The 25,095-nt window shown below is 72.8% G+C and carries 19 protein-coding genes; 4 read left to right on the forward strand and 15 right to left on the reverse strand.

Annotation, left to right across the window (positions count from 1 at the left end; all coding sequences use genetic code 11):
* Positions 1-34: 34 nt before the first annotated feature.
* From ACFYYF_RS27455 to hrcA, 7 genes are all read right to left on the reverse strand, one after another.
* Entirely contained in the window at positions 35-3,247 is a 3,213-nt protein-coding gene (locus ACFYYF_RS27455; RefSeq protein ID WP_388780199.1) for a S41 family peptidase, read from the reverse strand.
* 74 nt (positions 3,248-3,321) lie between these two features.
* On the reverse strand, positions 3,322-3,885 hold the full coding sequence (locus tag ACFYYF_RS27460) for a hypothetical protein (protein WP_388780201.1): 564 nt from the start codon (positions 3,883-3,885) through the stop codon (positions 3,322-3,324).
* Positions 3,886-4,030: 145 nt separating this feature from the next.
* A complete protein-coding gene (locus ACFYYF_RS27465) occupies positions 4,031-4,423 on the reverse strand; it encodes a VOC family protein (protein WP_388780203.1) in 393 nt (130 codons plus the stop codon).
* Between the two features lie 52 nt (positions 4,424-4,475).
* Positions 4,476-5,225 carry a 16S rRNA (uracil(1498)-N(3))-methyltransferase gene (locus ACFYYF_RS27470; protein ID WP_388780205.1) on the reverse strand — a complete coding sequence of 250 codons (750 nt, stop codon included), beginning with the start codon at positions 5,223-5,225 and terminating at the stop codon, positions 4,476-4,478.
* Positions 5,222-6,316, reverse strand: coding sequence for a nitronate monooxygenase (locus ACFYYF_RS27475; protein ID WP_388780207.1), 1,095 nt, complete (start codon positions 6,314-6,316; stop codon positions 5,222-5,224). Before ACFYYF_RS27475 ends, ACFYYF_RS27470 begins: the two co-directional genes overlap by 4 nt.
* A gap of 109 nt (positions 6,317-6,425) precedes the next feature.
* Positions 6,426-7,565 (reverse strand): molecular chaperone DnaJ, encoded by a 1,140-nt coding sequence (gene dnaJ, locus ACFYYF_RS27480; protein ID WP_388780209.1) that lies wholly within the window; start codon positions 7,563-7,565, stop codon positions 6,426-6,428.
* Positions 7,566-8,582, reverse strand: a complete 1,017-nt coding sequence (gene hrcA / locus ACFYYF_RS27485; protein WP_037618735.1) for a heat-inducible transcriptional repressor HrcA — start codon at positions 8,580-8,582, stop codon at positions 7,566-7,568.
* A 176-nt stretch (positions 8,583-8,758) separates the two neighbouring features.
* On the opposite strand from hrcA, the gene ACFYYF_RS27490 reads away from it, so the two are divergent.
* Both ACFYYF_RS27490 and ACFYYF_RS27495 read left to right on the forward strand, forming a co-directional pair.
* Positions 8,759-9,487, forward strand: coding sequence for an MBL fold metallo-hydrolase (locus tag ACFYYF_RS27490; protein ID WP_388780211.1), 729 nt, complete (start codon positions 8,759-8,761; stop codon positions 9,485-9,487).
* A gap of 31 nt (positions 9,488-9,518) precedes the next feature.
* Positions 9,519-10,325: a DUF3097 domain-containing protein gene (locus ACFYYF_RS27495; RefSeq protein ID WP_388780213.1), complete on the forward strand. Its 807-nt coding sequence runs from the start codon at positions 9,519-9,521 to the stop codon at positions 10,323-10,325.
* A gap of 231 nt (positions 10,326-10,556) precedes the next feature.
* On the opposite strand, the gene hemW is transcribed toward ACFYYF_RS27495, so the two are convergent.
* Both hemW and ACFYYF_RS27505 read right to left on the reverse strand, forming a co-directional pair.
* Complete coding sequence (hemW, locus tag ACFYYF_RS27500) at positions 10,557-11,795, reverse strand: radical SAM family heme chaperone HemW (protein ID WP_388780215.1); 1,239 nt, start codon at positions 11,793-11,795, stop codon at positions 10,557-10,559.
* A gap of 87 nt (positions 11,796-11,882) precedes the next feature.
* A complete protein-coding gene (locus ACFYYF_RS27505) occupies positions 11,883-14,027 on the reverse strand; it encodes a SpoIIE family protein phosphatase (protein WP_388780217.1) in 2,145 nt (714 codons plus the stop codon).
* A gap of 291 nt (positions 14,028-14,318) precedes the next feature.
* Here ACFYYF_RS27505 and ACFYYF_RS27510 point away from each other — a divergent pair, with 291 nt between their 5' ends.
* Positions 14,319-14,903: a response regulator gene (locus ACFYYF_RS27510; protein ID WP_361686999.1), complete on the forward strand. Its 585-nt coding sequence runs from the start codon at positions 14,319-14,321 to the stop codon at positions 14,901-14,903.
* 59 nt (positions 14,904-14,962) lie between these two features.
* On the opposite strand, the gene ACFYYF_RS27515 is transcribed toward ACFYYF_RS27510, so the two are convergent.
* Together ACFYYF_RS27515 and lepA are read right to left on the reverse strand one after the other, a co-directional pair.
* The gene (locus ACFYYF_RS27515; protein ID WP_361686996.1) at positions 14,963-16,834 is read right to left on the reverse strand and encodes an AMP-dependent synthetase/ligase; all 1,872 of its coding nucleotides are present in this window, start codon (positions 16,832-16,834) and stop codon (positions 14,963-14,965) included.
* 226 nt (positions 16,835-17,060) lie between these two features.
* Positions 17,061-18,929, reverse strand: a complete 1,869-nt coding sequence (lepA, locus tag ACFYYF_RS27520; protein ID WP_388780219.1) for a translation elongation factor 4 — start codon at positions 18,927-18,929, stop codon at positions 17,061-17,063.
* Positions 18,930-19,244: 315 nt separating this feature from the next.
* On the opposite strand from lepA, the gene rpsT reads away from it, so the two are divergent.
* A complete protein-coding gene (gene rpsT, locus ACFYYF_RS27525) occupies positions 19,245-19,511 on the forward strand; it encodes a 30S ribosomal protein S20 (protein ID WP_103553320.1) in 267 nt (88 codons plus the stop codon).
* 358 nt (positions 19,512-19,869) lie between these two features.
* Here the strand turns inward: rpsT and holA are convergent, their stop codons facing one another.
* The 4 genes from holA to ACFYYF_RS27545 all read right to left on the reverse strand — a co-directional run bounded on the left by holA (position 19,870) and on the right by ACFYYF_RS27545 (position 25,080).
* Complete coding sequence (gene holA / locus ACFYYF_RS27530) at positions 19,870-20,856, reverse strand: DNA polymerase III subunit delta (protein WP_388780222.1); 987 nt, start codon at positions 20,854-20,856, stop codon at positions 19,870-19,872.
* Between the two features lie 201 nt (positions 20,857-21,057).
* A complete protein-coding gene (locus ACFYYF_RS27535) occupies positions 21,058-21,303 on the reverse strand; it encodes a hypothetical protein (RefSeq protein ID WP_361686991.1) in 246 nt (81 codons plus the stop codon).
* A 98-nt stretch (positions 21,304-21,401) separates the two neighbouring features.
* Positions 21,402-22,232 (reverse strand): arylamine N-acetyltransferase, encoded by an 831-nt coding sequence (locus ACFYYF_RS27540; RefSeq protein WP_361686988.1) that lies wholly within the window; start codon positions 22,230-22,232, stop codon positions 21,402-21,404.
* A gap of 4 nt (positions 22,233-22,236) precedes the next feature.
* A complete protein-coding gene (locus ACFYYF_RS27545) occupies positions 22,237-25,080 on the reverse strand; it encodes a ComEC/Rec2 family competence protein (RefSeq protein WP_388780225.1) in 2,844 nt (947 codons plus the stop codon).
* Positions 25,081-25,095: the final 15 nt, after the last annotated feature.

The raw sequence follows: 25,095 nt of genomic DNA on the forward strand, positions 1-25,095 counted from the left end.
GCTCGCGCCGCCGCCGTCCGCCCGCGGGCAGAGGTCACAGCGGCGGCAGCGTGGGCGCGGCCTTCGCCGGGTTCTCCTCCAGGGCGGCCAGCGCGATCGCGACCGCCTCGTCGAGCTGGGTGTCACGGCCTGCGGCGTGGTCCTGCGGCGCCTGGACGACCTCGACGTCGGGATCGACACCGTGGTTCTCGACGCCCCACTCGTAACCCTCCATCCAGAAGGCGTACTTGGGCTGGGTGACGAGGGTGCCGTCGACGAGGCGGTAGCGGCTGTCGATGCCGATGACACCGCCCCAGGTGCGGGTGCCGACCACGGGTCCGATGCCGAGCGCCTTGATCGCCGCGTTGACGATGTCGCCGTCGGAGCCGGAGAACTCGTTGGCGACGGCGACGACGGGTCCGCGCGGCGCGTCCTCCGGGTAGCTGTAGGCGCGCAGTCCCCGGGGCAGGTCCCAGCCGACGATCCGCCGGGCGAGCTTCTCCACGACGAGCTGGGAGGTGTGGCCGCCGCGGTTCTCCCGGACGTCCACGACCAGGCCCTCGCGGGCCACCTCGACCCGCAGGTCGCGGTGGAGCTGGGCCCACCCGGCGCCGACCATGTCCGGCACGTGCAGATAGCCGAGGCGCCCGCCGGAACGCTCGTGGACGTAGGCGCGCCGGTCGGCCACCCACGCGTGGTAGCGCAGCGGCTCCTCGTCGGCGAGCGGTACGACGACGGCGTGCCGCGGGTCGCCGCCACCCGAGGGCGAGATCGTCAGCTCGACGGGCTTGCCCGCGGTGCCGACGAGCAGGGGCGCGGGCCCGGCCACCGGGTCCACCGGCCGGCCGCCGACGGCGACGATCGCGTCCCCGGCGCGCACCGCGACGCCGGGTGCGGCGAGCGGGGCCCGCGCCTCCGGGTCGGAGGTCTCCGAGGGGAGGATCCGGTCGATGCGCCAACTGCCGTCCTCGTGGCGGGAGATGTCCGCCCCGAGGAGACCCTGCGCCCGCTCTCCGCCGCTCCAGCCGCCGCGCGGGGTGACGTACGCGTGCGAGGTGCCGAGTTCGCCCTGGACCTCCCACAGCAGGTCGACGAGGTCGTCGTGGGTGGCGACCCGCTCCAGGACCGGCCGGTACCGGTCGAGGACGCCGTCCCAGTCGACCCCTCCGAGGTCCGGGCGCCAGAAGTTGTCCCGCATGAGGCGGCCGGTCTCGTCGTACATCTGGCGCCATTCGGCGGCCGGGTCGACGCTCTGGCGCACCCGCGACAGGTCGACGGTGATGTTCGTGTCGCTCTCGTCGTCGTTCGAGGCACGCCGGTCGCTGGGGACGACCTTGAGCTTTCCGTCGGTCCACAGCAGGACCCGCTTGCCGTCGCCGGTGACGGTGAAGTGGTCGGCGTCGGCGGCGAGATGCTCGATGCGCTGCTGGGCCAGGTCGTAGCGCTCCAGCTCGGTCTTGGGGTCCGGGTCGTCCGGGGTGGCGCGGGAGGCGCCGAGCACGCCGCGCACCGGGTGGCGCAGCCACAGCAGCCCGTCCTTGGCGGCGCGCAGCGTGGAGTAGCGGGCGGCCTCGACGGGGAACGGCACGATCCGGTCGGCGAGTCCGTCCAGGTCGATGCGGGTGCTGGGGGCGCCCTCGCTGTCGGGCGTCTCGTCCTTGTCGGGCGCCTCGAAGGGTCTGCCGTGCCGCTGCGGTCCGAAGGGGGACGGGGTCGTGGCGGCCAGGGTGATCAGATAGGGCCGGGAGCCGCCGACGAAGGCCAGGTCGAAGACGTGCTCGTCGTAGACGGGGTCGAAGGCGCGGGCCGACAGGAAGGCGAGGTGCTTGCCGTCGAGGGTGAACGCCGGCGCGTAGTCCCGGAAGCGCAGCGGGGTCGCCTCGGTGACCGACAGGTCGGTGGTGTTGGCGAGCTTGAGCTGGCGCAGCGGGCGGGGGCCGGGGTGCGACCAGGCGAGCCAGGCCGAGTCGGGCGAGAAGACGAGGCCGCTGACCTCGCCGTCCTCGCTGCGGTCGACCTCGCGGACCTCACCGCTCTCGCGCTCGACGAGCAGCACGCGTCCGTCGTGCGAGGCGACGGCGGCGCGGCTCCCGTCGGGTGCCACGGCGAGACCGAGGACCCGGCCGAGCGCGCCGGCGGCGAGCCGTCGCGGGGTTGCTCCGGGGGCGGCTCCGGTGGCGGGGGCGAATTCGAGGGCGTCGTCGCCCTCCGCGTCGGTCACCCACACCACGTGCTCCTCGCCCTCGGCGCGGAAGGCGCGGGGCATCCGGGCGCGGACGCCGGGTTCGGCGGCGAGCGCGCGGGCCGGGCCGGAGCGGTGGGTGACCCAGTGGACCGCGCCGCGGACGGAGACCGCGCTGCCGCGTCCGGTGTGGTCGGGGGCGGCGGAGGAGAACCAGCGCGCGGCGCTGACGGGGTGCGGCTGCTGGTCGACGCGCTGTCCGCCGAGCCGGATGCCGAGGCGGCGCGGCTCGGCGCCGTCGAGGTCTTCGAGGAGCCACGCCTCGCCGCCGGACACGTACACGACGCGGCTGCCGTCGGTGGCCGCGTGGCGGGCGTAGAACGAGTCGAGGGGTGTGTGGCGGCGCAGGTCGGACCCGTCGGCGAGGGAGGAGTACAGGGCGCCGACGCCCTCGTGGTCGCAGAGGAAGGCGATCCGCTCGCCGACCCAGAAGGGGTATTCGATGTTGCCGTCGACGTCCTCGTGCAGCCGGACGAACTCCCCGTCGCCGTCCCGGTCGATCCACAGCTTGCCCGCCGTGCCGCCCCGGTACCGCTTCCACCAGGCGGCCTCGCGCCCCATCGGGGCGGAGAGCAGGACGACACCGTTCCCGCCGTGGGCGACGTCGCCCACGGGCCCGTACGGCAGGGTCGTCGCGGGGCCCCCGTCGAGCGGGACGGCACGTGCCCAGGTGCGGCGCAGGCTGGCCTGTCCCTGGGTGCTGAGGGCGAGCACCTGCCCGTCGGGGGTCCAGCCGCGCACCTGGGTCTTGACGCTGCCCCAGTAGGTCAGCCGTTTCGCGGGGCCGCCGTCCAGGGAGGCCGCGTGGACCTCGGGGGCTCCGTCACGCGTCGACGTCCAGGCGACGGTCGTACCGTCCGGGGAGATGCGCGGATGGCTGACCGGGACGTTGTCGGCGCTGACCCGCCAGGCGCGGCCGCCGCCGTCGAGCGGGGCGGCCCAGATGTCGTCCTCGGCCGTGAAGACGACCAACTCGCCGTGCAGATGGGGAAACCGGATGTACGCGGAGGCTGCGGAATCGGTCACCCGATCACCCTATGCAGGGCGTGCGGGGCCCGGGTAGAGGTTCGGATCACTTGATCCCTGTACGGTCCGGCAGGTCACTTGCCCTGTGAGGGCCAGCAGGTGGGGTCGCCCTTGCACCACATCGTCCTCGTCACGGTGACGGTGACGGTGGGGTCGGGCTGCCCGCCGGTGGGACGGTAGGTGGCCGGCGGGGTGCGTCCGGCGCCGCAGTCGCCGAGGCCCTTGACGTGGAAGACCTGCTTTCCGCCGACGGTGGCGCGCAGATCGCCGCGTACGCAGGCGCCGTTGACGGCGCGGGTGACCTTGCCCTTGACGGTGATGGCCCGGCCGTCGCCGGTCTGGCCCTGGCAGTCGACGGTCGCCACGGTGTTCTCGCTCGGCGAGGGCGACTTTCCCGGCGTGTAGGCCTTGCCCGCGTTGCCCAGGCTCGCGGTGCAGGTGAGCCACCTCACGTCCACGTGCCGGTTGTTCAGCTCGCTGGTCGCCGTCTTGTCGGTCGTGTAGGCCACGGTCGCGGTGCTGAGTCCGTCCATGGGCTCGCAGCCGGTCATGGCGAACACCGCGACCGCGCCCAGCCCGGCGGCCGTCAGGACCCGCCCGTGCCTCGTCCGGTGTCTGGAATACCTCAGAGCCCCCATGGACCGCAGCGTGCCACCGCGCGGCGGTGCGCGGTAGACCGCATGCGGCCATCGGGGGCACAACCACCCGAAGGTGTTGCCCGGCGGGCCGGGGAAGCCGTAAGGTTCCCCGTTTGCCCGGTCCCGGCGGGCTCCTGACCGGCCGTCAGCCGAGCATCAGCAGCCACTCCTGGAGCTCCACCAGGTTGCCCTCGGGGTCCTTGAGGTGGGCGACGCGCATGCGGTCCGTCATGGGCGCCGGACCGTGCAGGAGGGTCGCGCCGCGCGAGACGACCTGCTCGCAGTAGGTGTCGAGGTCGTCCACCCGCAGCACGACCAGCGACCGGTGTCCGGTCACGGGGTCGCCGATCTCACCCAGTATCTCCGTCATCGCGGCCCGGTCCTGAAGGGCGATGCCCGCGGACCCGATGACGGGACTGAACTTCTCGTACGGTCCCTCGGCGGCGCCCGACTGGGGCTTGAGGCCGAGGACTTCGGAGTAGAAGCGGTAGCAGGCGGCGAAGTCGGAGACGAGCAGTCGTACCTGGGCGAGTTCCATGGGCTTCCCGTTCGATGTGCGGACGGTCGTGGTCGGGCCGGCGGGCGGTGGGTCAGGACCAGCGGCCGGTGCGGGCCAGCAGCAGCGCGGTGGCCACGGTCCCGGCCGTGGAGGTGCGCAGCACCGTGCGCCCCAGGTGGAAGGTCTTCGCGCCGGCCTCGGTGAAGAGGGCGACCTCGTCGGCGGAGATCCCGCCCTCGGGGCCGACCACCAGGACGATCTCGCCGGACGCGGGCAGCGCGGCGGTCGCGAAGGGCTCGGTGCCGAGCGCGGTGTCCTCGTGGAGCACGGCGGCGAGATCGGCTTTGGCGAGAAGTGCGGCAACCTGTCTGGTCGTCATCGCGTCCGCGACCTCCGGGAAGCGCGCCCGGCGGGACTGCTTGCCCGCCTCCCGGGCGGTGGCCCGCCACTTGCCGAGCGCCTTCAGACCCCGCTCGCCCTTCCACTGCGTGATGCAGCGGGAGGCGGCCCAGGGGACGATCGCGTCGACGCCGGTCTCGGTCATGGTCTCGACGGCCAGCTCGCCCCGGTCCCCCTTGGGCAGGGCCTGGACGACCGTGATGCGCGGCTGTTCGGGCGCCTCCTCGGTGACCTCGCCCATCCGCACGATCAGCCGGTCCTTGCCCTCGGTGCCGAGGACCACGCACGCGGCCCGGCGCCCGGCCCCGTCGGTGAGCACGACCTCCTCACCGCTGTGCAGCCGTTTCACGGAGACGGCGTGCCGTCCCTCGGGTCCGTCGAGGACATGGCGTCCCTCGCCGTCCGCGTCGAAGTGCTCGACCAGGAACACCGGTGCCGTCATCGGTCCGCACCCTCTTCCGGGATCTCGGCGGCGGCCGACAACGCTGTCTCGGCGGCCGCGATTTCTGCGTTCAGTACCTCCACGAGCTGCCCGGCGGGCAGGTCGCGGGCCATGCGGTGGCCCTGCCCCGCCCACAGGGCCATGCCCTGCGCGTCGCCCGCCTTGGCGGCCGCCTTGCGCAGCGGCACGGTGAGGTGGTGGACCTCGGGGTAGGCGGCGGGGGCGTAGGGGCCGTGCTCGCGCATGAAGCGGTTGGCCAGCGCGCGCGCCGGGCGTCCGGAGAAGGCGCGCGTGAGCTCCGTGCGGACGTAGAGGGGGTCGGTCAGCGCCCGCTTGTGCACGGCGTCCGCGCCCGACTCGGGGGTCGCGAGGAAGGCGGTGCCGAGCTGGGCCGCGTCGGCGCCCGCGGCGAGGACGGCGGCGATCTGGCTGCCGCGCATGATGCCGCCGGCGGCGACGACCGGGATGCCCACTCTCTCGCGGACCTGTGCGACCAGTGTGAGCAGGCCGACGCCCGTGCCGTCCGTCTCCGGGTTGTCCCGGTGGGTGCCCTGGTGTCCGCCGGCCTCGATGCCCTGCACGACGACCACGTCGGCGCCGGCCCGCTCCACGCCGACGGCCTCCTCGGCCGTGGTCGCGGTGACCAGGGTGAGGGTGCCGGCGCGCCGCAGCGACTGAAGCACCTCCGGCTTCGGGACGCCGAAGTGGAAGGAGACCGCCGCCACCGGCTTGTCGAGGAGGACGGCGAGTTTGGCGTCGTAGCCGTCGTCGCGGCCGTTGTCCGGGTCCCCGAGCTCGGTCTCGTACCAGGCGGCCTCGCCGGCGAGCTGGTGGGCGTACACCTCGACCGCCGCGGCGTCCGCGTGCTCGGGCTGCGGGAGGAACAGGTTGACGCCGAAGGGACGGCCGGTCAGCCCGCGCAGCTGCTTGATCTCCTGGTACATGCCGTCGGCGGTCTTGTACCCCGCCGCGAGGAAGCCGAGCCCGCCGGCCTCGGACACGGCGGCCGCGAGCTGCGGGACGGAGACTCCGCCCGCCATGGGGGCCTGCACGATCGGGTGAGGGAAGAGATCGGTCAGCGCGGAGGACATGACGGCATGTTGTCACGTCCCCCGGGCAAGTCCGAATCCGGTCGTCCGGCCGGATTCGGCCTCCGACGTGGAGGGCACGGGACGCGTCGGGCCCCGTGCCCCGCCTGGATCACCGGCCGTTGAAGGCGTCCTTCAGCCGGGAGAAGAGCCCCTGCTGACCGGGCTGGAACTGACCGGTGGGCCGCTCCTCGCCGCGCAGCTTGGCGAGCTCGCGCAGCACCCGCTCCTGCTCCGGGTCGAGCTTGGTCGGCGTCATGACCTCGACGTGCACGACGAGGTCGCCGCGGCCGCCGCCACGCAGGTGCGTGACACCCCGGCCGTGCAGCGGGATCGACTGGCCGGACTGCGTGCCCGGACGGATGTCGACCTCCTCCATGCCGTCGAGCGTCTCCAGCGGCACCTTGGTGCCGAGGGCCGCCGCGGTCATCGGGATGGTGACCGTGCAGTGCAGGTCGTCGCCGCGCCGCTGGAAGGTCGAGTGCGGCAGTTCGTGGATCTCCACGTACAGGTCGCCGGCGGGGCCGCCGCCGGGGCCGACCTCGCCCTCGCCCGCGAGCTGGATGCGGGTGCCGTTGTCCACACCGGCCGGGATCTTGACCGTGAGGGTGCGGCGGGAGCGGACCCGGCCGTCGCCCGCGCACTCGTGGCACGGGGTCGGGACGACGGTGCCGAAGCCCTGGCACTGCGGACACGGCCGCGAGGTCATGACCTGGCCGAGGAAGGACCGCGTCACCTGGGACACCTCGCCGCGGCCGCGGCACATGTCACAGGTCTGCGCGGCGGTGCCGGGCGCGGCACCCTCGCCGTTGCAGGTGCCGCAGACGACGGCCGTGTCGACCTGGATGTCCTTCGTGGTGCCGAAGGCCGCCTCGTCGAGCTCGATCTCCAGGCGGATCATGGCGTCCTGGCCCCGGCGGGTGCGCGAGCGCGGTCCGCGCTGCGACGCCGTGCCGAAGAACGCGTCCATGATGTCCGAGAAGTTCCCGAAGCCGCCCTGGCCGAAGCCTCCGGCACCGGCGCCGCCGCCCTGCTGGGACAGCGGGTCGCCGCCGAGGTCGTAGACCTGCTTCTTCTGCGGGTCCGACAACACCTCGTACGCGGCGTTGATCTCCTTGAACCGCTCCTGCGTCTTCGGATCGGGATTGACGTCCGGGTGCAGCTCGCGAGCGAGCCTCCGGAACGCCTTCTTGATCTCGTCCTGGGACGCGTCGCGGCGCACGCCGAGTACGGCGTAGTAGTCCGTGGCCACTTACGACTCCGCCAGGATCTGTCCGACGTACCGTGCCACCGCTCGTACCGCTCCCATCGTTCCCGGGTAATCCATGCGGGTCGGGCCGACCACGCCGAGTTTGGCTACTGCCTCGCCGCCCGAACCGTAGCCGACGGAGACCACGGACGTGGAGTTGAGTCCCTCATACGCGTTCTCGTGCCCGATTCGCACGGTCATGCTCGAATCCCCGGCCTCTCCAAGCAACTTGAGGAGCACGACCTGCTCCTCCAGCGCTTCGAGCACCGGCCGGATGGTGAGAGGGAAGTCATGTCCGAAACGCGTCAGATTGGCGGTACCGCCGATCATCAGGCGCTCCTCGGTCTCCTCGACGAGCGTCTCCAGCAGTGTGGAGAGCACCGTCGAGACCGTACCCCGGTCCTCCGCCTCGAAGGCTTCCGGGAGGTCCTGGACGAGCTGCGGGACGTCCGCGAAGGGACGCCCCGCGACCCGGCTGTTGAGCCGGGCCCGCAGGTCCGCCAGCGACGTCTCACCGAACGGCGCCGGACAGTTGATCATGCGCTGCTCGACCCGGCCGGTGTCCGTGATCAGCACGAGCATCACCCGCGCGGGGGCGAGCGAGAGCAGCTCCACGTGGCGCACGGTCGAGCGGGTCAGCGAGGGGTACTGCACCACGGCCACCTGCCGGGTGAGCTGCGCGAGCAGCCGCACGGTCCGGCCGACGACGTCGTCCAGGTCGACGGCGCCGTCCAGGAAGTTCTGGATGGCGCGGCGCTCGGGCGCGGTCATCGGCTTGACGCCCGCGAGCTTGTCGACGAAGAGGCGGTAGCCCTTGTCCGTGGGGATGCGCCCGGCGCTGGTGTGCGGCTGGGCGATGTACCCCTCGTCCTCCAGGACCGCCATGTCGTTGCGGACGGTCGCCGGCGAGACGCCGAGGCGGTGCCGCTCGGTGAGCGCCTTGGAACCGACCGGCTCCTCGGTGCCCACGTAGTCCTGGACGATGGCGCGCAGCACCTCGAGCCTGCGTTCGCTGAGCATCGCGCACCTCCAGAAGTCGACTCGGTGGTCTTCGTGGCCTTCGTGGCTTTCGCCTGGCACTCAGCGCACGCGAGTGCCAACGTTCCCCGGTTCAGTGTACGGCGGTGAGGCACACCCCGGGCAAGGGCGGGCCTGCGATGTCGTGCGCGGCACCCGCTCACCGTTAGCGTCGCCGCATGAGGCTGACTTGGGAAGAGCTCGGGTGGGAAAGGGTGGCGCCCCGGGTGGGGCGACAGCGGCTTCCGGACTGGGACTGCACGGTGGGACTCGTCGTCGGCGAGGGGGCGGCGCTGATGATCGACGCCGGGTCGAGCCTCGCGGAGGGCGCGAAGGTGCGCCGGGAGGCGCAGGCGCTCACCGGCCACCGTGTGACCCTTCTCGCGCTCACCCACCCCCATTTCGATCACGTCTTCGGCGCGGCGGCGTTCGCCGGCGCGCGGATCTTCACCGCGGGCGGCTCGTCCGCGGTGTACGAGGACGGCCGCGAGGAGCTGTACGCGGACGCGGTGCGCAACGGCCTGGACCCCCGGGCCGCGGAGGAGGCGGCCGACGCCCTCGTACGCCCCCGGGACCTGTTCGTGTGGGACACCTGGCGGCTGGACCTCGACGGCGGCGTCCAGGTCCTGCTGGTGCGGATCGGCGAGGGACACACCGGGCACGACCTCGCGGTCGTGGTGCCGGGCGACCCGACGGTGGTGTTCTGCGGCGACCTGGTCGAGGAGTCGGGCGAGCCGCAGGCGGGCCCCGACGCCGTACCGTCGCGCTGGCCCGCCGCGCTCGACCGGCTGCTCGGACTGGGCGGCGAGGACGCGCTGTACGTCCCCGGCCACGGGGCGGTCGTGGACGCCGCGTTCGTACGGTCCCAACGGGACGCCCTGGCCGAGCGTTTCGGCGTGTCGCGGTGAGGGCGGCCGGGCTTCTCCTATCGTCATCCGAATGCGCCAGTACTCTCCGGACCTGACCCCACCGTGGAAGAAGCCCCGGCCCGTGCCCGAGGTCCCGGCGGACCCGGGTCTGGTCGTCGAGGAGCCCGGCACCGGCTTCTGCGGCGCTGTGATCCGCTGCGAGGCGGGCACGGTGACCCTGGAGGACCGCTTCGGCAAGCACCGGGTGTTCCCGCTGGAGCCGCGCGGCTTCCTGCTGGAGGGCAGGGTGGTGACCCTGGTCCGCCCGACGGCCTCCGCGCCGGTGCGCCCCAGCCGTACGGCGTCCGGCTCGGTGGCGGTCCCCGGCGCACGCGCCCGGGTCGCACGCGCCGGGCGCATCTACGTCGAGGGCCGTCACGACGCCGAACTGGTCGAGCGGGTCTGGGGCGACGATCTGCGCGTCGAGGGCGTGGTCGTGGAGTACCTGGAGGGCGTGGACGACCTCCCCGCTGTCGTGGACGCGTTCTCCCCGGGCCCGGACGCCCGGCTCGGCGTCCTCGTGGACCACCTGGTCCCGGGTTCGAAGGAGTCCCGGATCGCGGAGGCGGTCACGAGCGAGCACGCCCTGGTGCTCGGCCACCCGTACATCGACGTCTGGGAGGCCGTGAAGCCGTCCTCGGTGGGCATCCCGTCCTGGCCCCGGGTCCCGCACGGCCAGGACTGGAAGACGGGCGTGTGCCGGGCCCTGGGCTGGCCGGAGAACACCGGCGCGGCCTGGCAGCACATCCTGTCCCGGGTCCACTCCTACAAGGACCTGGAACCGGCCCTCCTGGGCCGGGTGGAGGAACTGATCGACTTCGTCACGGCTCCGGAGTGACGGGCGGGACGCCGAAGTGACGGCCGGACGCCGGACTGACGCGTTCGGCACCGGAGTGACGGGCCGGGCGCCGGACTGACGGATTTCGCCACCGGAGTGACGGGCCGGGCGCCGGCGACGGGAGGGCGCCCGTGTCCCCTTCGGGGCCGGGTCCCTTCCGGGGCCGGGTCCCCCGCCGCGGCCTGGGTCGGCCGTCGGCCGGGGCAGCCCGCCGTCACGGCGTCCCGTCGTTCAGTCCACCAGATCCCGGACGACGGCGTCCGCCAGGAGACGGCCGCGCAGGGTGAGGACGGCACGGCCGGCGTCGTACGGGCCGGCTTCGAGGAGTCCCTCGGACAGGGCGCGGCGGGCTGCCGCGAGGCCGTCGGGGCGGAGCAGGGAGAGCGGGCAGCCCTCGCGCAGCCGCAGCTCCAGGAGGATGCGCTCGACCCGGCGGTCCTCCTCGGAGAGGAGTTCGCGGCCCGCCCCGGGGGAGCGGCCCTCGGCCAGTGCCGCCGCGTACGCCCCCGGATGCTTCACGTTCCACCAGCGAACGCCGCCGACGTGGCTGTGCGCCCCGGGCCCCGCGCCCCACCAGTCGGCGCCCCGCCAGTACAGCTCGTTGTGCAGACAGCGGCTGTCCGGCGAGCCGGCGGTGGCCCAGTTCGACACCTCGTACCACTCGAAGCCCGCCGCCGACATCACCTCGTCCGCGATGAGGTAGCGGTCCGCGTGCACGTCGTCGTCCGTCATGGGGACCTCGCCCCGGCGGATCCGGCGCGCGAGCTGCGTGCCCTCCTCGACGATCAGCGCGTACGCGGAGATGTGGTCGGGACCGGCGCCGAGGGCCGCCTCCAGGGAGGCCCGCCAGTCGTCGTCCGACTCCCCCGGCGTGCCGTAGATCAGGTCCAGGTTCACATGTGCGAAGCCGGCCGCGCGGGCCTCGGCGACGCAGGCCTCGGGGCGGCCCGGGGTGTGCGTGCGGTCGAGCACCTTCAGGACGTGCTGCCGGGCGCTCTGCATGCCGAAGGAGATCCGGTTGAAGCCCCCGGCGCGCAGAGTCGCGAGGTACTCGGGGCCGACCGACTCGGGGTTCGCCTCCGTCGTGACCTCGGCGTCGTCCGCGAGCCCGAACTCGTCCCGGATCGCGCCCAGCATCCGTACGAGATCGTCGGCGGCCAGCAGCGTGGGCGTACCGCCTCCGACGAAGACCGTGCGGACCGGGCGGGGGTCGTCGCCGAGGACCTTGCGGGCGAGCCGGATCTCGTCGGTCAGGGTGTCCGCGTAGTTGTCGCGGGAGGCGAGCACGCCGCCGCTGCCCCGCAGCTCGGTCGCCGTGTAGGTGTTGAAGTCGCAGTAACCGCAGCGGGTCGCGCAGTACGGAACGTGGAGATAGAACCCGAGGGGCCGCTCGGCCGCCCCGGCCAGGGCGTGCGAGGGCAGCGCCCCGTCGTCGGGGACGGGCTCACCGTCGGGAAGTGCGGAAGGCATGCGTTCCATTGTCCAGCACGCCCGGGGTGGACGTGTCCGGCGAGCCTTTGGCCGGGCGGCCGCGGTGGGCCGGGCGGCCGCTGTGGGCTAGTCGGCCTGTAACACCAGCAGGGCCATGTCGTCCTCGGGCGGGCGGGGGCCGAAGGCGTGGACCAGCGCGCGGATCCGTTCCGCGATCATCTCGGCGTTCAGGCCGGCGCAGCCCGCCAGGGCGTGCGCGAGACCGTCCTCGTCGTCGAACTGGCGGGACCCGTCGCGCCGCTCCGTCACCCCGTCGGTGACGCACAGGAGCGTGTCCCCGGGGTACATCTCGAAGGTCTCGGAGGTGTACTCGGGGTCCTCGAAGACGCCGAGCAGGGTCTGCGGCCGGGCCATCTCCCGTACGTCGCCGTCGGGACCCAGCAGCAGCGGCAGCGGATGCCCCGCCGAGGCGAGGGTGCAGCGCACACCGCCCTCGAAGGGGACCAGCTCGCCGTAGAGCATGGACAGGAAACGCGTCTGCGGGCCGAGGTCGGCGCCGAGCCCGGGTCCGCCCGCGGCCACGAGCGCCCGGGCCGCCGCGTCCGCTGCCTCCGTCGCGTCGTCGAGGAGGAGCTGGTTGAGACGGTCGAGGACGTCCGCGACGTCGTAGCCCTCACGGGCCAGCAGTCGCAGCCAGGGCCGGGCCAGGCCGATCACGACGGCGGCCTCGGGCCCCTTGCCCTGGACGTCGCCGACCGCGAAGCACCAGCGTCCGTCGCCCGCCGGGAACACGTCGTAGAAGTCGCCGCTCGGCCCGCCCTTGTCGAGCGGTTCGTAGACGAGGGCGCTGCGCACCCCGGGGATCTCGGCGACCGCGCCCGGCAGCAGCCCGCGCTGCAGGACCCGGCTGATGGTGGCCTGGCGCGCGTACTGGCGGGCCGCGCCGATGGCCAGCGCGATGCGGCGGCTGAGGTCCTCGACCAGTCCGGTGACCTCGTCGGGGAAGTCGGGCGGTCCGGCCCGCCCGATCACCAGCGTGCCCAGCGGCCGGCCGCCCGCGATCAGCCGGTACGCCAGTGCCGCCCCGCTCGCCCCGCGGGCGCCCAGCGCCCCGCCGGGCCAGGGCACCGGGACGGCCCGCGAGCGCACGGCGTCGGGCAGCCGCGGCGGGTCCTTCTCCAGTGCCTGGCGCAGGCCCTCGATCAGGTTCTCGCTCCCGTGCCAGACCCGGGCGAGGCGGGGGCCGAGGGCCAGGCCGAACCCGCCGGCCCGGTCGGTGGCCTCGTCCTCCAGCCATACCGCGCACCAGTCGGCGAGGCGCGGGACGAGGAGCTGCCCGGCCAGCGCGGCGACCAGGTCCTCGTCGAGCTGCCCGGCGAGCAGGTCCGAGGCCTCGGCGAGGAAGGAGAGGGCACCCCGGTCGAGCCAGTCGTGGCCCCGGGCGGCGCTCAGGTCCGCCCCCGCGGCGGCCACGGGGCGATACGGCTCACCGCCGGCTCCCGGTCCGTACCCCGGGACCCGGCCCTCCGCGTACGCGGTGGCCCCGGCGCCGGCCGCGTCCGGACCGTCCGCCGCGCCGGTGAGAGCGTCGGCGCCGGCGAACCCGCCCGGTCCCGCGAACGCTCCGGGGAGCCCGCCCGTGAGCCCGTCGTCGTCCACGAAGGCGCCCCTCGCGGAGAGACCGTCCACGTCGTCGAAGCGGCCCGGCCGGCGCAGGTCGTCCGCGTCCGTGAAGACGCCCGCCCCCGGCAGGGCCCCGGCGGCCCCGTCGACCAGCAGCCTCGACCACACCGTCTTGACGCCCGGACGGTAGGTGATGCCCCAGGCCTCGGAGAGCGCGGAGACCAGACGCAGGCCCCGTCCGTACTCGGGTGTCCCGTACGACGGTTCGGCGCCGTCCTCCCGTATGGCACGCGAGGGATGGTGGTCGGAGACCTCGACGACCAGCGGGCCGGGCGGGCCGTCGGCCGCGCACTCCAGACGGCACAACAGCTCGACGTCGGTACCCGCGTGGACGACAGCGTTGGTGACGAGCTCGCTGACCACCACGCACGCGTCCTCCGTGAGCCGGTCGTCGATGATCTCGGCGCCGGGCAGGGGCGGTTCGGCCCAGCTCAGAAGCGTGTCACGGAGGAACCGGCGCGCGGCCGCGGGAGCAAGCGGAGTGCCCGGCAGCGATGTGCGCGACACGACGTCCCGGCCGGTGGGGTGGTGCGCGAGCGTGTCCGGTGCGCACGCCGTGGACTCCCGTTGCGTCGGAATGGCCCCCACTGTGCGGCTCCCTGGGCAGTTCGGACGAAGACACCTCGGACGATGCGGCCAGGGTGACAGACTGGCGGCACTCATAAGCGGCGAGTCACCGAAGTGGGCCGTCATGAGTGAGAACAGTGGTATGGATGTGCTCGAAGACGGACAGAATCGAGCATCCGATCCACGTCCACCGCCCGCCACTGCGACGGCGCGGGACGGCGACTTCGGCGCGGCGCACGGGGCGGGTCGGGGACCGGCCGCCGGACCCGCGAGGCACCGAGAAAACCACGGACCGAGTGAGGCACCGTCATCATGAGCGCTGAGGCGACGACCGGCGAGGGAGCGAGCATCCTCCTCGTCGACGACATGGAGGACAACCTGGTCGCGCTGGAGGCCGTCCTGCGTTCCCTCAACGAGCCGCTGGTGCGGGCGCGTTCGGGCGAGGAGGCGGTGCGGGCGCTGCAGCGGCAGCGGTTCGCGGTCGTCCTGCTCGACATCCGCATGCCGGGCATGGACGGATTCGAGACGGCCGCGAACATCAAGCGGCTCGACCGGACCAAGGACGTGCCCATCATCTTCCTGACGGGCACGGACGCCGACGCGGGCTACGCCTTCCGCGGCTACGCGACGGGGGCCGCCGACTATCTGACGAAGCCGTTCGACCCGTGGGTCCTGCGCGCCAAGGTCAGCGTCTTCCTCGACCTGCACCGCAAGAACCGTCAGCTGGAGTGCCTGCTCGCCCGTGAGCAGGACCAGTTCGACGAACTCGCCGCCCGCCTCGGGAGGATGGACACGGACCTGGCGGCGGGCACCGCACCCGACGTGCCCGCGCTCCGCGACCAGATACGGCGGATGGACGAACTGCTGGGCAGGATGCGGCGCAGGCGGGACGGTTAGGAGCGAACACCACGGCTGCCGGCCCCCGCGGACCGGGGCCGGCAGCCGGGTGCGGGGTGCTACGCCTCGCGGGAGCCCGCGTACATCTCGTCGATCAGGTGCTTGTACGCCTTCTCGACGACCGGGCGCTTCAGCTTGAGGCTCGGAGTGATCTCGCCGTGCTCGACGTCCAGGTCACGGGGCAGCAGACGGAACTTCTTGATGGTCTGCCAGCGCTGCAGGCCCCCGTTGAGCTCCGTCACGTAGCCCTCGACGAGGGCGATGGTCGCGGGCGCCGCGACGACGTCGGCGTACGACTTGCCCGCCAGGCCGTTGTCCTTGGCCCAGTCGAGGATGGACGGCTCGTCGAGGGCGATGAGCGCGGTGCAGAAGTTCCGGTCGGCGCCGTGCACGAGGATGTTGGAGACGTACGGGCAGACGGCCTTGAACTGGCCCTCGACCTCGGCGGGCGCGATGTACTTGCCGCCCGAGGTCTTGATGAGGTCCTTCTTGCGGTCGGTGATCCGCAGATAGCCGTCCGCGGACAGCTCGCCGATGTCGCCGGTGTGGAACCAGCCGTCCGCCTCCAGGACCTCGGCGGTCTTCTCGGGCAGGCCGTGGTAGCCCTCCATGATGCCGGGGCCGCGCAGCAGGATCTCGCCGTCGTCCGCGATGCGCACCTCGGTGCCGGGCACCGGCTTGCCGACCGTGCCGGTGCGGTAGGCCTCACCCGGGTTCACGAAGGAGGCGGCGGAGGACTCGGTGAGTCCGTAGCCCTCCAGGATGTGGATGCCGGCGCCGGCGAAGAAGTAGCCGATGTCCGGCGCGAGCGCGGCGGAGCCGGAGATGCAGGCGCGCAGGTTGCCGCCGAAGGCCTCGCGGATCTTGGCGAAGACGAGCGCGTCGGCGACCTTGTGCTTGGCGCCGAGCGCGAACGGCACCGAGGCCGAACCCGTGCGGCGGAAGTTGTCCTGACTGGCCTTCGCGTACTCCCGTGACACCTCGGCGGCCCACTGGAAGATCTTGTACTTGGCGCCGCCGCCGGCCCGTGCCTTGGCCGCGACCCCGTTGTAGACCTTCTCGAAGATGCGCGGGACGGCCGCCATGTACGTCGGACGCACCACCGGAAGGTTCTCGATGATCTTGTCCACGCGGCCGTCGACGGCGGTCACGTGACCGACCTCGATCTGGCCGGAGGTCAGGACCTTGCCGAAGACGTGCGCGAGCGGCAGCCACAGGTACTGGACGTCGTCCTGGCCGAGCAGACCGGTCGAGGCGATCGCCTTCGCCATGTACGACCAGTTGTCGTGCGGCAGCCGGACTCCCTTGGGGCGGCCCGTGGTGCCGGAGGTGTAGATGAGCGTCGCGAGCTGGTCGGCGGTGATCGCGCCGACGCGCTCCTTGATCAGCTCGGGGTGCTTCTCCAGGTACGCGGAACCGCGCGCCTCCAGCTCGGCGAGGGTCAGGACCCAGTCGTCGGTCTCGACGCCCTCGGGGTCGATGACGACGACCCGGGTGAGCTCGGGAAGCTCCGCGCGCTTCTCCCGGGCCTTGGCGAGCTGGGCGGCGTCCTCGGCGATGAGGACCCGGCTCGCGGAGTCGGACAGGATGAACGCCGACTCCTCGGCGTTGGTCTGCGGGTACACGGTCGTGGTGGCCGCGCCGGCGCAGAGGATGCCGAGGTCGGCCAGGATCCACTCGACCCGGGTCGAGGAGGCGAGCGCGACGCGCTGCTCCGGCTCGACGCCGAGTTCGATGAGGCCGGCCGCGATGGCGAAGACCCGTTCGGCGGACTGCGCCCAGGTCAGCGACTTCCACTCGTCGGGCCCTTCGCCCGAGGCCGGTACCGGGTAGCGGTATGCCTCGGCGTCGGGTGTGGCCGCCACGCGCTCCAGGAAGAGGGCGGCGACGGACGGCGGACGGTTCTCGATCAGGGTCTGTGTGTCGCTCACGACATCCTCCGGGGCCCGCGGCGTTGCGGCTGGCTCAATTGCGGCTGTTGTTTAACTCGCGAGTAACTACCGAGCAGAGATCAGACTAGAGCGCGTCCGGCCGGTGCGTAAGAGGCGGCGGCAGGTCACTTCCCGGCCACTTCCCGCTGGACACACCCCTGAGACAAGCACAGGGCCCGCCGCGCCGGAGCGCGACGGGCCCTGAAATTCCCGGGATTCGGCGTGGCTACTTCTTGCCCTTGGCCGAACCGGCGCTGTCGTCGCTGGACAGCACGGCGATGAAGGCCTCCTGCGGAACTTCCACAGAGCCCACCATCTTCATCCGCTTCTTGCCCTCCTTCTGCTTCTCCAGCAGCTTCCGCTTACGCGAGATGTCACCGCCGTAGCACTTGGCGAGGACGTCCTTGCGGATGGCGCGGATGGTCTCGCGGGCGATGACCCGGGAGCCGATGGCCGCCTGGATGGGCACCTCGAACGCCTGCCGCGGGATCAGCTCGCGCAGCTTGGCCACCAGCCGGACGCCGTACGCGTACGCCGCGTCCTTGTGGGTGACCGCCGAGAAGGCGTCGACCTTGTCGCCGTGCAGCAGGATGTCGACCTTGACCAGGCTGGAGGCCTGCTCGCCGGTGGGCTCGTAGTCCAGCGAGGCGTAGCCGCGGGTCTTGGACTTCAGCTGGTCGAAGAAGTCGAAGACGATCTCCGCGAGCGGCAGGGTGTAGCGGATCTCGACCCGGTCCTCGGAGAGGTAGTCCATGCCGAGCAGGGTGCCGCGCCGGGTCTGGCACAGTTCCATGATCGCGCCGATGAACTCCGAGGGCGCGAGGATCGTCGCCCGCACGACGGGCTCGTACACCTTGTCGATCTTGCCCTCGGGGAACTCGCTCGGGTTGGTGACCGTGTGCTCGCTGCGGTCCTCCATCTCGACGCGGTAGACCACGTTCGGGGCGGTCGCGATGAGGTCGAGCCCGAACTCGCGCTCCAGCCGCTCACGGATCACGTCGAGGTGCAGCAGCCCGAGGAAGCCGACACGGAAGCCGAAGCCCAGCGCCGCGGAGGTCTCCGGCTCGTACACCAGCGCCGCGTCGTTGAGCTGGAGCTTGTCCAAGGCGTCGCGCAGCTCGGGGTAGTCGGAGCCGTCCAGCGGATACAGGCCCGAGAAGACCATGGGCCGGGGGTCCTTGTACCCGCCGAGCGCCTCGGTGGCGCCCTTGTGCAGGGTGGTGATCGTGTCACCGACCTTGGACTGGCGGACGTCCTTCACACCGGTGATGAGGTAACCCACCTCACCGACACCGAGTCCGTCGGCCGCCTTCATCTCGGGGGCCGAGACACCGATCTCCAGCAGCTCGTGCGTGGCGCCGGTGGACATCATCCTGATGCGCTCACGCTTGTTGAGCTGACCGTCGATCACACGGACGTACGTCACGACACCGCGGTACGAGTCGTAGACCGAGTCGAAGATCATCGCGCGCGCGGGGGCGTCCTGGACGCCGACCGGGGCGGGGATCTCGGCGACGACCTTGTCGAGCAGCGCCTCGACGCCCAGGCCCGTCTTGGCGGAGACCTTGAGAACGTCCGAGGGGTCGCAGCCGATGAGGTTCGCGAGCTCTTCGGAGAACTTCTCCGGCTGGGCGGCCGGCAGGTCGATCTTGTTCAGTACGGGGATGATCTTGAGGTCGTTCTCCATCGCCAGGTAGAGGTTGGCGAGGGTCTGCGCCTCGATCCCCTGGGCGGCGTCGACGAGCAGGACCGTGCCCTCACAGGCCGCCAGGGACCGCGACACCTCGTACGTGAAGTCGACGTGCCCGGGGGTGTCGATCATGTTGAGGATGTGGGTGCGGCCCGGCTCCTGGGACGGGGCCCAGGGCAGCCGGACCGCCTGGGACTTGATCGTGATGCCGCGCTCGCGCTCGATGTCCATCCGGTCGAGGTACTGAGCACGCATCTGCCGCTGCTCGACCACCCCCGTGAGCTGGAGCATGCGGTCGGCGAGCGTGGACTTGCCGTGGTCGATGTGCGCGATGATGCAGAAATTGCGGATCAGAGCCGGGTCGGTACGGCTCGGCTCGGGCACATTGTTAGGGGTCGCGGGCACGCAGGGTCCTGTCTCTTGAGGCGCCTGTCGCCTCGGGTCGGATCGATACGTAGATTCCATGGTCCCACGCGCGGCGGGCTGCGACCGGTGTGGGCCGCGCGAGAGGGACGGCGGTGCCCGTCCCGAAGGCCGCGACCGGGGCACCGGCAAGGGCCGCCCGGACCGGCGGAGCACGGCCGGTTTGGGCCGGTCGCGCGGGGGCTGGTAGCCTGGGTGGCTGTGTCTCATGCCCTCTCTGCAGGGGACGCACCCAAGAAAATCAAACGGCGGGTGAGACATGCCGTCTCACGCGCCTGAACCTGTAAAGGCTCATCAGTGGCGAACATCAAGTCCCAGATCAAGCGGATCAAGACCAACGAGAAGGCCCGGCTGCGCAACAAGGCCGTCAAGTCCTCTCTGAAGACCGCGATCCGCAAGGCCCGCGAGGCTGCTGCCGCGGGTGACGTCGAGAAGGCCACCGTCGCGGCGCGCGAGGCTTCGCGCAAGCTCGACAAGGCCGTCTCGAAGGGCGTCATCCACAAGAACCAGGCCGCCAACAAGAAGTCGGCGCTTGCTTCGAAGGTCGCCTCCCTCCAGGGCTGAGTCGGCTGGGCTCTCCGGAGCTCGATCCTGACTTGCTTGACGTGACCGTCGGCCGGACCCGAGCGGGCCCTCTCTCTCCGCTCCCGACCGACACCCCCGGATTCGCGCACGATCTGCGTTCGCCACGCGGGCGTGAATCCACCGGCTTGAACCGAAGGCCCCGCTCCTCCCTTCCCCGGGAGAACGAGCGGGGCCTTCGGTGTTGTGACGGCCTGTGTGTCGCGGTGGCGGCGGCTGAGCGGGCCGGCCGCTCCTGCCGACGTGAAGGGGCCGGCTGCTCCTGCCGATGTGGAGGGGCCGGCTGCTCCTGCCGATGTGGAGGGGCCGGCTGCTCCTGCCGATGTGGAGGGGCCGGGTGCTAGCGCCGGCCTGAACGGGCCGCGCGGGCGATGGCCACGACGGCCTTCTCCAGGGCGTACTCGGGATCGTCCCCGCCGCCCTTGACCCCCGCGTCCGCCTCCGCGACGGCCGTGAGCGCCATGGCGACCCCGTCCGGCGTCCAGCCCCGCATCTGCTGCCGCACACGGTCGATCTTCCACGGCGGCATCCCGAGCTCACGGGCCAGATCGGCGGGCCGCCCGCCCCGCGCGGAGGACAGCTTGCCGATCGCCCGCACTCCCTGTGCCAGCGCACTGGTGATCAGGACGGGGGCCACACCGGTCGACAGCGACCACCGCAGCGCCTCCAGCGCCTCGGCGGCCCGCCCCTCCACGGCCCGGTCGGCCACGGTGAAGCTGGACGCCTCGGCCCGCCCCGTGTAGTACCTCCCGACGACGGCCTCGTCGATCGTCCCCTCGACGTCCGCGGTGAGCTGCGACACGGCGGACGCCAGCTCCCGCAGATCGCTCCCGATGGAGTCCACCAGCGCCTGGCAGGCCTCCGGAGTGGCCGCCCGGCCCAGCGTCCGGAACTCGCTCCGCACGAACGCCAGCCGGTCCGCGGGCTTGGTCATCTTGGGACAGGCGACCTCCCGCGCGCCCGCCTTGCGCGCGGCGTCGAGCAGCCCCTTGCCCTTGGCCCCGCCCGCGTGCAGGAGCACCAGGGTGATCTCCTCGGCGGGAGCCCCCAGATACCCCTTGACGTCCTTGATCGTGTCGGCCGACAGATCCTGGGCGTTGCGTACGATCACGACCTTGCGCTCGGCGAAGAGCGACGGGCTCGTCAGCTCGGCGAGCGTGCCCGGCTGCAACTGGTCCGGGGTGAGGTCCCGGACGTCCGTGTCGGCGTCGGCGGCCCGGGCGGCGGCCACCACCTCCTGCACGGCACGGTCGAGCAGGAGATCCTCCTGGCCGACCGCCAGCGTGACGGGGGCGAGAGGGTCGTCTTGTGCGGTCTTCTTGGCCATCACGGAAAGCATCCCACGCGCCACTGACAACCCACGCCGCAAGCGGACAGGGGAGGAGAAGCGGGCTCGGGGTGAGGGCGAGGGGGAAAGCAGGCTGGGGAGGGAGGAACAGGCAGGTTGGGGGAGGAAGGGGGAGGCCGCGACCAGGCCCGGCCACGGCTCGCCGTGCCAGCCGACCCACTCGGCCGCGACCAGGCCCGGCTAGGGCTCCTCGTGCCAGCCGTCCCATTCGGCCGCGAACTCGTCCAGTTCCTTCGGGTCGAGCCGGGACTCGGGGTCCGTCAGCACCACCAGCCACTGCGCGTCCTCGGCATCGTCCTCGCCCGCGAGTGCGTCCCGCACGAGCTGCGGCTCCTCCGCCAGCCCGAACCGGTCACCGACGGCCTCCGCCGCCTCCTCCGCCGCGTCGCGGTCGGGCAGCACCAGTACATGTCTCACATCGCTCACCCGGACATCTTCCGGCACGCCCGGCGGGGCCGACGCCGGGATCCCGGTCGGGCACGTGTGATCTGCGCTGCTTCCCGGCCGGGGCCGCCCGGCGACGGCTACCCGAATTCCCTGACCACCGGCACCCGGTCCAGCTCGATCCCGAAGCGCTCCCGGTACGTGGCCAGCACTTCCTCGTCGCTCGCCAGCTCCGACACCTCCTTCGTCCCGTCGGCCGCCGACACGGTGAACCTGCGGCCGCTGAGCGTGATCCGGCCCCCGTCCTCGGTGACCCGCGAGCAGACGAGCGACCGGGTGAAGTGCGACAGCGGCGAGGTGCCGTGCCACCAGGCACCGACACGGAAGTCCGCGAGGACACGCGGCCGTACCTCCAGCCGGTACTGCCGCTTGTCGCCCAGAAGGACGTCCAGGTCCTCGAACTCCCTGGAACCGCCCGCCCCGCGCACCCCGGCCGCGTCCGGCCCCGACTCCACGACCCGGAACATCCCGCCCGGGTCCCGCTGTTCGCCCCGCTCCGTGAACGACAGCGGATAGTGGCTGTGCGCGCCGAACCCGACGTCGGTCAGCCAGTCGCCCCCGTCCACCGTCCGCACCCGCAGCGCGAGATGGTCGTAGGGGATCCCCGGCTGCCCGTCGTCCCCGTACACCCGCGCCGCGAGAAGCGTCACGTCGTAGCCCAGCACCGCCAGCAACGCCCCGAACGCGCCGTTCAGTTCGTAGCAGAAGCCCCCTCTGCGGGCACCGACCACCTTGTCCAGCAGCCTCTTCTCCTCCAGCACGATCTCCTCGCCGAGGTGGATCGACAGGTTCTCGAACGGCACGGTCCGCAGATGACAGAGCTGCAGCTCACGGAGCACATCGGACGTGGGCCACGCAGGGTGCTGGGCCCCGATGCGGCGAAGGTAGGCGTCGGCCTGTGCGGAGTTCATGCGTTCAGTGTCGCGCCACCCCCAGCCCTTCGCCCCCACCGATGACGGCGAGATCACCGTCCTCGTCGGTCCGCAGCACCGCCGCGCCCCCGGCCCGCAGCGCCGCGACCGTGCTCGGGGCGGGGTGGCCGTAGGGGTTGTCGCCCCCGACCGAGATGAGCGCGAGCCGCGGAGCCGCCCTGCGTATGAGCTCCGGGTCCTGATACGCCGATCCGTGATGGGCGACCTTGAGCACGTCCACACCGTCCAGTCCCCCGGCGGCCCGCGATCTCGCCAGGGCCCGCTGGGCGGGCGGCTCCAGGTCTCCGAGCAGCAGGAGCCGCAGCCCCGCGGACCGCACGAGCAGCGTGACGCTGGCGTCGTTCGGGCCGTCCGGCGGCGGAACCGGATCCGGCGGCGGCCACAGCACCCGCCAGTCCAGGCGTCCCACGCCCCTCCGCTCCCCCGCCACGGCCCGGGTCAGCGGGATGTGCCGTGCGCGCGCCTCCCTCCGCACGAACTCGGCCTGATCCGGCGGCTCTTCGAAGCCGGTCGTCTCGATCGCGCCCACCGAGCGCCCCCGGAGCACGCCGGGCAGGCCCGCGACATGGTCCGCGTGGAAGTGCGTCAGGACGACGAGCGGGATTCTGGTGACCCCGAGCGTGCTCAGACAGCGGTCGGCCAGCACCGGGTCGGGCCCCGCGTCCACCACGACCGCGCTGCCGTCGCCCACCGCGAGCACGCTCGCGTCGCCCTGCCCCACGTCACACACCGCGAACCTCCAGCCGGGCGGCGGCCACCCCGTGATCACCCGGGTGAGCGGCGGCGGCTGCACCACGAACAGCAGGAGCAGCACCGCGACGGCACCGCTCGGCAACGGATGCCTCAGCAGCCGTCGGCCCGCCGTCACGCAGGCCGCCGTGACGAGAGCCAGCAGCAGGGCGCCCGCCCACGTGTCCGGCCAGTCCACTCCCCCGCCGGGCTGGGCCGCCCCCGTCCGCGCGATACCCGCGATCCACCCGGCGGGCCAACTCGCCCACCACGCCAGCACCTTGGCCACGGGCATGGCCAAGGGCGCGGTCGCCAGGGTCGCGAACCCCAGCACCGTGGCCGGCGTGACGGCGAACTCCGCGAGGAGATTGCACGGCACCGCCACCAGGCTCACCCGGGCCGACAGCACGGCGACCACCGGCGCGCACAGCGCCTGCGCGGCGGCGGCCGCGGCCAGCGCCTCGGCCACGCGCGGGGGGACCCGGCGCCGCCGCAGGGCTGCGCTCCAGCGCGGGGCGAGCGTGAGCAGGGCTCCGGTCGCGAGGACGGAGAGCAGGAACCCGTGACTGCGGGAGAGCCAGGGGTCGTACAGCACCAGGACGAGGACCGCGGCGGCCAGTGCCGGGATCAGCGATCTGCGGCGCCCGGTCGCGATGGCGAGCAGCGCGACCGATCCGCAGGCAGCCGCCCGCAGCACACTCGGGTCCGGCCGGCACACGACGACGAAGGCGAGCGTGAGCGCTCCGCCGAGCAGCGCGGTCGCCCGGAGCGGAACCCCGAGGCGCGAGGCGAGGCCCCGGCGCTCCGCCCGCTGGGCGAGGCCGGGCGGTCCGATGAACAGCGCGAGGACGATGACGAGGTTGCCCCCGCTGACGGCGAGGAGATGCGTGAGGTCGGTGGCCTTGAAGGCTTCGTCCAGCTCCGGCGTGACACGTGAGGTGTCGCCGACCACCAGCCCCGGCAGCAGCGCCCGCGCGTCCGCGTCCAGCCCGTCGGTGGCCCCGCGCAGCCCTTCGCGCAGCCGACCCGCGAAGCGCTGCGGACCGGACGGCCCTCCGACCACCTCCGGAGGCGCGCTCCCCCGTACCCGCAGCACCGCCGCGATGTCCTCCCCGTCAGAGAGGGCGGGCACGACCCGCGCCGCCACCCGCAGCCGGGTCGAAGGCAGCAGCGACAACCAGGGCGACCGCGCACCGGCCTCCCGGGCAGCACCGATTGGCAGACGCCCTTGCCCGCCGCTCTCCCGGGGCTCACCGGTTCGCAGCCGCCCGCCCATCTCCTGGGGCACGCCGGTTCGCAGGTGCCCTTGCCCGCCGCTCTCCCGGGGCGCACTCCGCCACGAGCCGGCGTCGGTCTTCCGGGGGCGGGCGTCGACGATAACCAGCACCGGCGTCCGGGTGGCCAGCACCGTGCCGTCCGCCTGCGTCACCCGCGTGACGTCGGCGTCGAACAGCAGGGCTGTCGGGGCGATGTGGTCTCCCCTGATCCGGGGGCGGGTCAGACGGGGATCGGAGGTGATCTCCACCTCCGCGGTCACCTCGGCGAAGTCCTCCGCGAGCGCGGGCACGGGTCCGCGCCGCAGGTCCGCCGCGTGCAGGCCCGCGGAGGCCGCGGCGGCACCGACACAGAGGAGCACGGCGGCGACGGACCCCCACAACCCGGACCACACCGCCCCTCGCCCCCGGCCCACGCCGACGCGTCCCCGCGCAGCGCCCGCGAGACCCTGCCGAACGCCCTCCACGGCTCCCCACCGGACGCCCGCGCGTCTCCGTACCCCACCCGCGTCTCGCTGCCCGGCGCCACCCGCATCTGCCGGCCGGACGCCATCCACATCGCCCCGCCCGACACCCGGCCCTCCTCGCCCTGCGCCCACCTCTCCTTCTCCAGCCCTGTTGTCCCGCCACCACCCCATCGTCAGCAGTGCGCCCGCTGTGACCAGGGACGCCGCCACGACAACCGTGACCCAGCCCGGCGATGCTCCGACGCTCACGGCCGCCGTGAGCCAGGCCGCCGCGGCGGGAGCCACCAGCCGTAGATCGGTCGGTCCCTCCGTCCTGGGGTGCGAGGCCCCCAGCCGTCTTCCCGAGGCCGCGTGCACGGGCCTCCGGCCAGG

Origin of the sequence: Streptomyces sp. NPDC001914 (assembly GCF_042891215.1) — a bacterium.
Lineage (GTDB): Bacteria > Actinomycetota > Actinomycetes > Streptomycetales > Streptomycetaceae > Streptomyces.

Coding starts and splice junctions, on each gene's coding strand:
- ACFYYF_RS27460 (WP_388780201.1), bottom strand. CDS start 3,885: ATGGGGGCTCTGAGGTATTCCAGACACCGGACGAGGCACGGGCGGGTC.
- ACFYYF_RS27465 (WP_388780203.1), bottom strand. CDS start 4,423: ATGGAACTCGCCCAGGTACGACTGCTCGTCTCCGACTTCGCCGCCTGC.
- ACFYYF_RS27470 (WP_388780205.1), bottom strand. CDS start 5,225: ATGACGGCACCGGTGTTCCTGGTCGAGCACTTCGACGCGGACGGCGAG.
- ACFYYF_RS27475 (WP_388780207.1), bottom strand. CDS start 6,316: ATGTCCTCCGCGCTGACCGATCTCTTCCCTCACCCGATCGTGCAGGCC.
- hrcA (WP_037618735.1), bottom strand. CDS start 8,582: ATGCTCAGCGAACGCAGGCTCGAGGTGCTGCGCGCCATCGTCCAGGAC.
- ACFYYF_RS27490 (WP_388780211.1), top strand. CDS start 8,759: ATGAGGCTGACTTGGGAAGAGCTCGGGTGGGAAAGGGTGGCGCCCCGG.
- ACFYYF_RS27495 (WP_388780213.1), top strand. CDS start 9,519: ATGCGCCAGTACTCTCCGGACCTGACCCCACCGTGGAAGAAGCCCCGG.
- hemW (WP_388780215.1), bottom strand. CDS start 11,795: ATGCCTTCCGCACTTCCCGACGGTGAGCCCGTCCCCGACGACGGGGCG.
- ACFYYF_RS27510 (WP_361686999.1), top strand. CDS start 14,319: ATGAGCGCTGAGGCGACGACCGGCGAGGGAGCGAGCATCCTCCTCGTC.
- holA (WP_388780222.1), bottom strand. CDS start 20,856: ATGGCCAAGAAGACCGCACAAGACGACCCTCTCGCCCCCGTCACGCTG.
- ACFYYF_RS27540 (WP_361686988.1), bottom strand. CDS start 22,232: ATGAACTCCGCACAGGCCGACGCCTACCTTCGCCGCATCGGGGCCCAG.